Origin of the sequence: Agromyces humi (genome assembly GCF_009720255.1) — a bacterium.
GTDB classification, from domain to species: domain Bacteria; phylum Actinomycetota; class Actinomycetes; order Actinomycetales; family Microbacteriaceae; genus Agromyces; species Agromyces humi.
This window is the reverse complement of the sequence record NZ_WJSP02000104.1, coordinates 1-10,297: the sequence shown is the minus strand read 5'-3', so window position 1 is coordinate 10,297 and position 10,297 is coordinate 1. Positions and strand designations below refer to the sequence as shown.

Annotated in this window: 11 protein-coding genes and 1 tRNA gene; 6 read left to right on the top strand and 6 right to left on the bottom strand. The window is 69.3% G+C overall.

Translation table 11 applies throughout. From position 1 onward, the window contains the following. Nucleotides 1-588: 588 nt before the first annotated feature. The 4 genes from GH736_RS10590 (at nt 589) to GH736_RS10575 (ending at nt 5,471) form a co-directional block, all read left to right on the top strand. Nucleotides 589-2,046 carry a glutamate decarboxylase gene (locus tag GH736_RS10590; RefSeq protein ID WP_159603014.1) on the top strand — a complete coding sequence of 486 codons (1,458 nt, stop codon included), beginning with the start codon at nt 589-591 and terminating at the stop codon, nt 2,044-2,046. 11 nt (nt 2,047-2,057) lie between these two features. Further along, nucleotides 2,058-3,695: an amino acid permease gene (locus GH736_RS10585; protein ID WP_159603012.1), complete on the top strand. Its 1,638-nt coding sequence runs from the start codon at nt 2,058-2,060 to the stop codon at nt 3,693-3,695. 199 nt (nt 3,696-3,894) lie between these two features. Next, complete coding sequence (locus tag GH736_RS10580) at nt 3,895-4,665, top strand: phosphatase PAP2 family protein (protein ID WP_159603010.1); 771 nt, start codon at nt 3,895-3,897, stop codon at nt 4,663-4,665. 5 nt (nt 4,666-4,670) lie between these two features. Continuing rightward, the gene (locus tag GH736_RS10575) at nt 4,671-5,471 is read left to right on the top strand and encodes a phosphatase PAP2 family protein (RefSeq protein ID WP_159603001.1); all 801 of its coding nucleotides are present in this window, start codon (nt 4,671-4,673) and stop codon (nt 5,469-5,471) included. Here the strand turns inward: GH736_RS10575 and GH736_RS10570 are convergent, their stop codons facing one another. Next, entirely contained in the window at nt 5,472-5,849 is a 378-nt protein-coding gene (locus tag GH736_RS10570) for a PPOX class F420-dependent oxidoreductase (protein ID WP_159602992.1), read from the bottom strand. Nucleotides 5,850-5,890: 41 nt separating this feature from the next. Here GH736_RS10570 and GH736_RS10565 point away from each other — a divergent pair, with 41 nt between their 5' ends. After that, complete coding sequence (locus GH736_RS10565; protein WP_159602975.1) at nt 5,891-6,082, top strand: hypothetical protein; 192 nt, start codon at nt 5,891-5,893, stop codon at nt 6,080-6,082. On the opposite strand, the gene GH736_RS10560 is transcribed toward GH736_RS10565, so the two are convergent. The 5 genes from GH736_RS10560 to GH736_RS10540 all read right to left on the bottom strand — a co-directional run bounded on the left by GH736_RS10560 (nt 6,052) and on the right by GH736_RS10540 (nt 9,563). Next, on the bottom strand, nt 6,052-6,792 hold the full coding sequence (locus GH736_RS10560; protein ID WP_159602967.1) for a hypothetical protein: 741 nt from the start codon (nt 6,790-6,792) through the stop codon (nt 6,052-6,054). The two genes, GH736_RS10565 and GH736_RS10560, sit on opposite strands and share 31 nt — an antisense overlap. Before the next feature lie 87 nt (nt 6,793-6,879). Continuing rightward, nucleotides 6,880-7,701: a DivIVA domain-containing protein gene (locus GH736_RS10555; RefSeq protein WP_159602933.1), complete on the bottom strand. Its 822-nt coding sequence runs from the start codon at nt 7,699-7,701 to the stop codon at nt 6,880-6,882. Then, nucleotides 7,698-8,906: a globin domain-containing protein gene (locus GH736_RS10550; protein WP_159602931.1), complete on the bottom strand. Its 1,209-nt coding sequence runs from the start codon at nt 8,904-8,906 to the stop codon at nt 7,698-7,700. The genes GH736_RS10555 and GH736_RS10550 overlap by 4 nt, the downstream gene beginning before the upstream one ends. A gap of 4 nt (nt 8,907-8,910) precedes the next feature. Then, on the bottom strand, nt 8,911-9,321 hold the full coding sequence (locus GH736_RS10545; protein WP_203230714.1) for a group I truncated hemoglobin: 411 nt from the start codon (nt 9,319-9,321) through the stop codon (nt 8,911-8,913). A 168-nt stretch (nt 9,322-9,489) separates the two neighbouring features. After that, nucleotides 9,490-9,563: transfer RNA gene (locus tag GH736_RS10540), tRNA-Gly, on the bottom strand. 78 nt (nt 9,564-9,641) lie between these two features. Here GH736_RS10540 and dcd point away from each other — a divergent pair. Then, nucleotides 9,642-10,247: a dCTP deaminase gene (gene dcd / locus GH736_RS10535; RefSeq protein ID WP_159602929.1), complete on the top strand. Its 606-nt coding sequence runs from the start codon at nt 9,642-9,644 to the stop codon at nt 10,245-10,247. Nucleotides 10,248-10,297 lie beyond the last annotated feature (50 nt).

The window sequence follows — 10,297 nt, the reverse complement described above, 5'->3', positions numbered from 1 at the left end:
CGGGCCGGCTCCAGGCGGCGGCGACCGTCTAGCGCGCTCGTCCCCGTCCCCGCCGTCGGCTGACGCGCTGCGTGATGCGGCGCGCGGTGGGGCGCGCATCGGGGAACACCCTGACCGTCTGCAGTTCGACGTGGGCGCCCTCGAGTTCCACGGCGAGGGTGCAGGCGAGCGGATGCCGCGGCCCCACCAGCGCGGTGCGTGCGGCGTCGAGGCGCCACACGAGTCGCCCGCACGAAGGCGCGCGAGCGATGCAGCAGGGCCGACGTCATGCCCCCGAACTGGTCGGGGACGCCCCAGGTGACGGTGAGCAGCCGCCCGTCGGGGAGGGGCCGCGCGCGTGACGGGATCGCGGCAGAGGTCGTCACCCCCTCAACGCTACCGACAGGATCCGTCTCGGACGGGGCCTTGGCGACGCTGCCGTGTACCCCGATTCCACATCGCATTTCATGCGATGTGGACTATTGACCTCCATTCGGGCCCGGTTCAGACTGACGAACGGGTCACCTGGGAGCCGACACCCCTACCTCTGCCGCTCGCGCCGTGGCCCTGCGGTATCGATGCGCAATGAAGCAGAAGCAGGGGGAACTCATGACCGATCTCAAGCCACGCTCCCACGCCGGTTCCGGTGACGGAGGCGGCCCCATCACGCCCGACCAGTCCACGCACGCGTTCGCGGGCATCACGGGGCGCAACCAGCTGAACCCCATCTTCGCGCGCGAGGGCGAGGCCACCGACTTCCCACTGAACCAGCTCCCCGACGGCGAGTCCCTCCCCGAGACCGCCTACCAGATCGTGCACGACGAGGCCATGCTCGACGGCAACGCGCGCCTCAACCTGGCGACGTTCGTCGGCACGTGGATGGATCCGTACGCCTCGAAGCTCTATGCCGAGTCGGCCGACAAGAACATGATCGACAAGGACGAGTACCCGCAGACGGCGGCGATCGAGACGCGCTGCTGGAAGATGATCGCGAATCTCTGGAACGCGCCCGACGCGGAGAACGCCATCGGCACGTCGACCATCGGCTCCTCCGAGGCCTGCATGCTCGGCGGCCTCGCGCTGAAGCGGCGCTGGCAGGTCGCCCGCCGGGCCGCCGGCAAGTCCACCGAGAAGCCGAACCTCATCCTCTCGAGCGCGGTGCAGGTCTGCTGGGAGAAGTTCTGCAACTACTGGGACGTCGAGGCTCGCTACGTGCCGATCAGCGATGAGCACAAGGTGCTCGACGGCCACGACCTCGACCAGTACGTCGACGAGAACACCATCGGCGTCGTCGCGATCATGGGTGTCACCTACACCGGCATGTACGAGCCGGTGAAGCAGATCTCCGCGGCGCTCGACAAGATCCAGGCCGAGACCGGCCTCGACGTGAAGATCCACGTCGACGGGGCATCCGGCGGCATGATCGCGCCGTTCCTGCAGCCCGAGCTCGAGTGGGACTTCCGGGTCGACCGGGTGGTCTCGATCAGCACGTCGGCGCACAAGTACGGGCTCGTCTATCCCGGCCTCGGCTGGGTGGTCTGGCGCACGGTCGACGACCTGCCCAAGGACCTCGTGTTCGACGTGACCTACCTCGGAGGTCACATGCCGACGTTCGCGCTGAACTTCTCGCGCCCTGGCGCCCAGGTGCTGCTGCAGTACTACCTGTTCCTCCGCCTCGGCTGGGACGGCTACCGGAAGGTGCAGCAGGCGTCGCAGGATGTCGCGGTGTACCTCTCGGGCGAGATCGGCAAGATGGACGCCTTCGAGCTCTGGAACGACGGCACCGACATCCCGGTGTTCGCCTGGCAGCTGAAGAAGGGCCACACCGACAAGTGGAACCTCTACCACCTGTCGGAGCGCCTTCGCCTCAAGGGGTGGCTCATCCCCGCGTACCCCATGCCCGACAACATCTCCGACCTGGTGGTGCAGCGCATCGTGGTGCGGAACGGGCTCAGCCGCAACCTCGCCGAGTCGCTCGTGCTCGACATCCAGGAGGCCGTCGCGTACCTCGACGCCCTCGAAGCACCCATGCCGCACGAGGGCCAAGTGTCCTCCTTCACGCACTGAGGCGCTGAACCATGACCGAGATCAAGGAGCCGGCGAGTACGCCGGCCGGCGCCACGGCGCCGAAGCGGGCCGACGGCACACCGGCGCCGTCGCCCGAGCACGTCAAGCCGCATCCGTTCGACAAGGTTCCGCACAAGCCGGCGATCGGCGCACCGGGCGTGACCTCGCAGAAGTTCATGTCGCTGATGCAGCTGGCGATCCTGACCGTCGTCGCGGTCGCCTCGCTGCGCAGCCTGCCCGCGATGGCCGGCTATGGGCTCGGGTCGATCACGCTCTTCATCGTCCCGGCGATCTTCTTCCTCATCCCGACGGCCCTCGTGGCCGCGGAGCTCGCGACCGGATGGAAGGGCGGCGTGTTCACGTGGGTGCGTGAGGCGTTCGGCGAACGCTGGGGCTTCCAGGCGATCTGGCTCCAGTGGGTGCAGAACGTCGTCTGGTATCCGACGCAGATCGCGTTCATCGCGGCATCCCTCGCCTTCGTGTTCCTCGACCCGAACCTCGCGAACTCGGGCCTCTACACGGCGATCATCATCCTGGTGCTGTACTGGTTCTCGACATGGATCACGCTGAAGGGCGGCAACCTCTTCGCGAAGGTGGGTTCGTGGAGCGGCCTCGCCGGCACGATCTTCCCAGGGCTGCTGCTGATCATCTTCGGCATCGGATGGGTGGCCACCGGCCAGACGAGCCAGATCCCGCTCGATGCGGCGGCGATCATCCCGCCGTTCACCGGGATCGCGTCGATCGTGCTCATCGTCTCCAACGTGCTGGCCTACGCCGGCATGGAGGTCAACGCCGTGCACGCGAACGACCTGAAGAGCCCTGGCAAGCAGTACCCCAAGACGGTGCTCCTCGCGTCGATCCTGATCCTCGGGATCTTCATCGTGCCGACGATCGCGATCGGCCTCGTCGTGCCGTCGAAGGACCTCGGCCTGACGACGGGCATCAACCTGGCGTTCCAGGCCTACTTCGAGGCCTTCGGGGTGCCGTGGCTCACGCCGGTGCTGTCGCTGCTCATCGCGCTCGGCGCGTTCGCGTCGGTGGTCACGTGGATCGCCGGCCCGTCGCGAGGCCTGCTCGCCGCAGCCCGCAGCGGCTACCTGCCCGCGTTCCTGCAGCGCCGCAACAAGGCCGGGGTGCAGGTGGGCATCCTCACGGTGCAGGGCATCGTCGTGACACTGCTCGCGTCGCTGTTCATCTTCGTGCCGAACATCAACACCGCGTTCATCCTGCTCGTCGACATGGCCGCGGCGCTCTACCTCATCATGTACATGATGATGTTCGCCGCCGCCATCCGACTCCGGTCGAAGCGGCCCGAGGTCGTACGCAGCTACCGGGTGCCGGCCATGACCGTCATCGCGAGCATCGGGTTCCTCGCCTGCCTCGCGGCCTTCTGCCTCGGCTTCATCCCGCCTGAAGGCTTCGCGCAGGGAGCACCCGGGTGGGCGTATCCGCTGCTCGTCGCGCTGGTCGTGATCGCGCTCGGCGTGCCGCCGCTCATCTTCTACGCACTGCGCAAGCCCAAGTGGGACCAGCGCACCGCCGAGGAGAAGGCCACGTTCGACGACGTGCTCGTGAACCCGCCGGGGTCCTCGACGGCCGCGACGACGGCGACGGATGCCGCGGGCGGGCGACCGACGACCACCGGGTAGCCCGACCGGCGACGAACGAGGGGTCGTGGCGCACGCATCGGCGTCACGGCCCCTGTCGTGCGCGGCAGGAACGACCAGCCGCTAGCAGGTTCGGAGCGGTCGTGCAATGCTCCCCGCCTCACTACAGCGCGACGGCGTCTGGCCCTACTGTGGAGGGGCCGATCCCGACCCCCGCGGGCGTCGGCGGAGAGGCCTCACGATGACGGAGACGACGGAGCAACCCGGCCGGTTGCGGCGCTTCCACGAGAAGTTCATCGTCGAGGAGCGCGTGGTTCCGGCATCCGCGAAGCGCAACCTCTACATCGTCGCGATCGTGCTCGTCGTGGTCGGGCTCGCCGCGTTCCTCTTCATCTTCGACTCCGTGCTCGAGGCCGACGACATCTCGACGGTCGACAAGCCGGTCGAGCACTGGCTCGACGGCACGCACGCCGAATGGCTCACCACCGTCATGATCGTGCTGGCGACCGTGTTCGGTCCCATCGCGATGCCGATCATCATCCTCGTCACCACGGTGACCTGGGGCATCCTCGCGAAGCACGCCTGGCGACCGCTGCTGCTGGCCGGAGGCATGCTGCTCGGCGTGATCATCGTGCAGGTGCTCGCGCCGATCATCTCCCGGGAGCGCCCACCCGTCGGCGACATGATGCTCGAGATCGATCACACCTCCTCGTTCCCGTCGGGTCACGTGATGGGCGTCGCCGACTTCCTCTTCATCACCACGTACCTGGTCTTCTCACGGCACCGCAGGCCGGTGATCATGGTGCTCGCCTTCATCGGGGCATCCGTCATCGTCTTGCTCACCGCCGCCTGCCGCATTTACCTCGGCTACCACTGGGCGACCGACGCGCTCGCCTCGATCGCGCTGTCGCTCGTGGTGCTCGGTATCGTGATCGCCGTCGACACGTGGCGCACGGTGCGGGTGGGCACACCCGCGGAGGTGGATGCGTCGGAGGCGAGCCGGGAGGAGTGAGCGGCATGGACGAGCACGCGCAGGCGGACGCCGAGCCGGTCGAGCGAGAGCCGCACGCGCTCGATCCGGCCTCGACCGCGCCCGCGCCCGTGAAGGTCGCCCGGCTCTGGCCCGTCGTATCGGGCGGAGCGGCGCTCGCGCTCGTCGTGGTGCTGGCCTTCGTCATCTTCTACCGGGAACGCGACAAGCCGTTCGGCTTCGAGGTGGAGTACATGTCGGGGCTCGCCGCCAACCGGGCCGACTGGCTGACGACGCCCGCCCTCGTGTTCAACGCGATCGGCGGCGGGCTGCTGTCGACCTTCGCGGTGCCCGCCCTGATCATCGGCGGCCTGCTGCTGTTCCGAAGGCCGTGGGCCGCCGGGTACTACCTCGCGGCGACGATCGCGAGCGCGACCGTGACCCGGGTGATCAAGGTCATCGTGGCGCGGCCGCGTCCAGAGGAGATCCTCGTGCAGCCCGACTTCGGCTCGTTCCCGTCGGGACACAGCGCCAACGCCGCCGTCACCGCGGCGGCGCTCGGCCTCATCTTCATGCGCACCTGGGTCTGGGTGACGGGCGCCGTCTACACACTGCTCATGATGCTCAGCCGAACCTATCTCGGCGCCCACTGGATCTCGGACACGATCGGCGGACTGCTCGTCGGCGCCGGGGTCGCCGTGATCATCTGGGCGCCGTTCGCGAACAAGCTCTATCGAGAACATCGGATGCCGCATCCGCCCATCTGGGTGCGGGCGCGGCACCCCTCCGACGCGGCATCCGGTGCATCCGATCGCTCGCCCGATACAGCCGGCCCGAGCGGCGGCTGATCACCGGGTGATCGCGATGCCGATCACGGAGTCCGGGCCGTTCAGCCGCGCCGCACTCCGGGTGAGCACCCGGCCGAGCCAGCCGTACTTGCGCTCGATCGCGGCCTGCGTCCGGCCGATGCCCTCGTCGGTGAGGAGGCGCGCGTGCGCGTCGACCGCGGGGCCACGGGGCGTTCCCCGGAAGCTGCATGGCGCGACGGTGACGTGCCCGTCGCGGCGGATGCGCTTCACCTTGCCGGTCTTCCGCTCGGTCCACACGAGCAGTTCGCCGTCGGCCTCTGCGACCCACACCGGAGTCGAGACCGGGGTGCCGTCCTTCCGGAACGTGGTGAGCAGCAGGTACGTCGCCGCGCCGATGTGGGAGAGGTCGTCGGCCATGCGGCCATCGTAGGCGTAGCCTGCTCGACAGGGGGTGCGTGATGACGGACAGAAGCACGAACGCAGGCTGCCTCGCGGGTGGGGGAGCGTTCTACAGTCTCGGGATCTTCGGCGCGTGGGTCTACTTCTGGCAGCAGGCCGACGGCTTCTGGGAGTACGTGGGAGCGATCTTCCAGGGGCTCGTGTGGCCCGCCTTCATGGTCTACGACCTGTTCCAGACGCTCGGCACCTGATCCGCCGCCGCCATCCGTGAGTGATCGCGGGCACGCGACGGCGGGATCGGCGGCGGCGCCACCTGCGCCGTCGCACGCGACGCGCCCACCAGGCGGGCCGTATCAGACACGGCGACGGTGAGCAGGGTGACGAGTCGGTCGTCGGCATCCCCGGCGCACGCGCGGGCGATCCCATCGACGGCGCCGGTCACGAGATCACGGCATTGCCGCACGGTCATGCCCGGGCGTGCCGGACCGATTCCCTCGATGAACCGGATGGCCCACGCGTCGGCGGCGGGGGCGGCGCGGAGGGCGGCCTCCGCAACCTCGCGCGACTCCGCGGCGAGCTCGTCGTCGCGTTCCTCGAGCACCCCGAGGGCGACGTGCAGCCCCACGGCCTGCGAGCGCTGGCGCTCCTCGGCGGCGACGGGCAGGGCGGCGTGGGCGGCGCGAACGGCGATCAGGACGTCGAGCAGCGGGTCGTCGCTCGTCAACCCGATGACCTCAGGGATGAGCGGCGTGAGCCGGGCGCGGCCCGCTTCGCTCGTGCAGTCGTTCACCAACCGCGCGAGATGCGCCAGCGTGCCGTGCGTGCACGCCGGATGGTCGCTCCAGCGCTCGCCGGCGAGGTACGACGCGAACTCCATGAAGCAGGCCCCGTGTCGTGGCGAGCGGTGCCGACCAGGGGAGAGGATGGGCATGACCTCGGGTTGAGCCAGTGCGTCGCGCATGAGACCTCCTCGCTCCCTCCACTGTGCGCCTCGCGAAGCCGCGATTCAAGGGCCCATGCTGCGAGAGTTCCTCAGCCGGACGTGCGATCAGTTGCGGGCTGCGGCTCGCGCCTCGGGGAACGCCTGCGACTCGGAGGGCGACTCCGGCACGGAGATCGACCCTGATTCGGAGAACGATGGCGGTATCGTGAACGATTCGGGCTCGACGTACGATCCGCGCGTGGTGGTCGGCCGTGCCCAGTCGGGCTCGCCGACCGGCTCCTCGACCGGCTCGGCCGTGGTCGAGGACTCGGCGGGCTCGTCATCGTGCTGGGGCAGGCTGCCGAGACGATCGACCTGCTCGGTCAGGGCGTCGAGCACCGAGCGCAGCTGGATCTGGGCGACCTTGGCGTAGGTGCGCACGTACTCGATCTCGGGGAGGCTCGGACCCTCGGTCGCGGTCGCCAGCGCCGTTGCCACGTGTCCGGCGCTGCGTTCGGCGCGTTCGAGCACCTCACGGTACTGGTCGCGAGCGGCCAGCACCATGTCGCGTGCGTACTGTTCGGCGTCGGCGACCGCCCGGTCTGCGATCAACTGCGCCTGCGAGAGCAAGCCGACGGCCCCGGCGGCGATCTCCTGCTCGAGGTCCGCGCCGGTCGCCGCGCTGAGCCTGGCGTTCTCCGCGCGCAGGCTCGCCAACTCCTGGCGGCTGCTGTCGAGGGCGGCACGCACCTCGCTGACGGTCGCGGCCAGCTGCCCCAGAAACGCGTCGACTTCGACCCGGTCGTACCCGCCGCCGATGTGCCGGACGGTGAAGTCCACGTCGCTCACTTCGGGGAGGCGGCCCACCGCGCCCGCCAGGGCGCCCTCGTGCTCGACGGCGGGCGGAGCTTCGGGAAGGCTGTCGTCGTCGGACCAGATGGGCGTCATACGCGGGTCCCCACTCGCTCTACGGCAGCCGGGGCGGGCTGCGGGTTCTGGGTGCGGTGATGCTGTGCGTGGCTGTCCTCGTCGAGCGTGGCGAACTGCTCGAAGCGGATGTCGGTCGACGGCATGCCGGCGTCGCGCAGGCGCGAAACGGTGTGCCTGACCATGTCGGGCGATCCGCACACGAGCGCGAGAAGACCGGGCCGGGCGGCCTGGTCGGCGGCGACGTCACCGACGAGGCCCTTGCGACCGGGAAAGCTCGGGTCCCCGGAGATCACCGGGGTGTACGTGAACCAGGGACGCACTGCGAGGTCGCGGAGCAGTTTGCCCTCGTAGAGGTTCCAGGGCACGCGCGCCCCGTGGAACAGGTGCACGTCGGGGGCTTCGCCGGTCGCCTGCCAGTGCTGGTCGATGCGCTCCAGATGCGCTCGGAGGGGTGCCAGGCCGGCGCCGCCCGCGACCATGAGCAGGTCGCGTGCACGCTCGTGGTCGCCGAGCGTGAGCTCCTGGCCGACCGGCGCGCCCAGACGCAGCGTCTCGCCGACGGCGAGCAGACGCACCATCGCGCCGCTCCACAGCCCACCCGGGACCAGCTGCACGTGGAACTCGAGGGTGCCGTCGGCACGCGGCGCGTTCGCCGGGCTGAGGTAGCGCCAGAGACGGGGTCGCAACGGGCTCTCCACCGCCATCGCCTGGCCCGGCTCGAAGGGCAGCGCGGGGTCGGGTCGGACCTGGATGACCGCGATGTCGAGGCTTCGCCGCTCGACCGCGAGCACGTGGCCCGCCCAGGACGCCGGACTCGTCTGCTCGGACTCCTCCGCGGCCTGCACCATGACGGTGGCGATGACTCCGTACGCCGCAGCCCAATCGGCCGCGAGTTCCTCGGTCCATCCTTCGCCGAGGAAGTGCTTCAGCGTGGCGAGCAGCGAGACGCCGACCGCGTCGTAGTGCTCGGCGATCACCTCGAAGCGCCGATGGTCCCTGCCGAGCTGCTGGATGAACGCGGTGACCTCGTCGAGCTGATCGACTCTCGACACGATGCGGCCGAGCGCGCCGACGAGTCGGTCGCGCTGCGTCGCCATCGAGACCGGGAACATGCCCCGCAGCTCGGGGTGGGTGAGGAAGAGGTGCGAGTAGAAGTAGAGCGGAACGTCGTCGCCGAGGGATTCGGCCGCGGCCCAGGTCTCCTTGAGAGCGGTGGTGTTCACCGAGTCAGGCTCCCGTCGAGGGCACCTCGACGATGTCGGACTCGGTGGCGCCGAGCGCGGCGCCGACCCGGCCGATGATCTCGGACGGCACGCCGGCCTCGGTCAGTGCGGTCACGAGGTGGTCGACGACGACGGCGAAGTCGTCGGTCGAGATGCCCATGCCCTCGTGCGCCGCGCGCAGTTCACGCCCCGAGTACTCGACCGGGCCGCCCATGACCTGCGAGACGAGGGCGACCTGATGACGCTTGAGCCGAACCATCTCGACGCCCTCGAAGTAGCCGGCGAGCCGGTCGTCGGCCACCACCAGCTCGTAGAACCGGCCGACCACCGCGGTGATCGCCGGCGCCCCCCCGACGGCCTCGTAGTCGCTCCGTTCGAGCACATCGGACTGCTGGTCGCCGCTGGGAGTCGTCACGTTCATCCAATCGCTGGGGGGCACTTGGCTACCCTTACTAGCAGAAGCAGCCGTTGCCCGGCGAATGCTGTAGAAAGCTCAGCATCTCCCCCCGTTCGGGGGCCAGCAGAAGGCACCCACAGCCGCAAGACCGGCGAGGGTCGGCGGCACCGGGGTGCGGGTCGAACGTGGAGCGGATGACGGGAATCGAACCCGCGCTATCAGCTTGGGAAGCTGAAGTTCTACCATTGAACTACATCCGCGTGCGGCATCCGCCCGCCCGTTTGCGCGGGTGACGGTGCAACGGAAGCCATCCTAGCAAGCGTTGCTACGCTGTCAGCGTGCTTCTCTCGGATCGCGACATCAGGGCCGAACTCGACCGCGAGCGCATCGGGCTCGAGCCGTATGAACCGGCCATGATCCAGCCGTCGTCGATCGACGTGCGCCTCGACCGGTACTTCCGGTTGTTCGACAACCACAAGTACCCCTTCATCGATCCGGCCGAAGACCAGCCCGAGCTCACGCATCTCATCGAGGTGCGGCCCGACGAGCCGTTCATCCTGCACCCGGGCGAGTTCGTGCTCGCATCGACGTACGAGGCCGTCACCCTGCCCGACGACATCGCGGCCCGGCTCGAGGGCAAGAGCTCACTCGGCCGGCTCGGCCTGCTGACGCACTCCACGGCGGGCTTCATCGACCCCGGGTTCACGGGACACGTCACGCTCGAGCTCTCGAACGTCGCCACCCTGCCGATCAAGCTCTGGCCGGGCATGAAGATCGGGCAGATGTGCTTCTTCCGGCTGTCGTCGCCGAGCGAGCGGCCCTACGGGTCGGCCGAGTACAGCTCGCGCTACCAGGGGCAGCGGGGGCCGACGGCGTCGCGCTCGTTCCAGAACTTCCACCGCACGGATGTCGGCGTGACCGAGGCGGGTTCCGCCGGCCACTGAGCCTCGCCGAGCGGATGCCGCGTGCCGGCGTCAGGCCGCGCGCGGCGCGC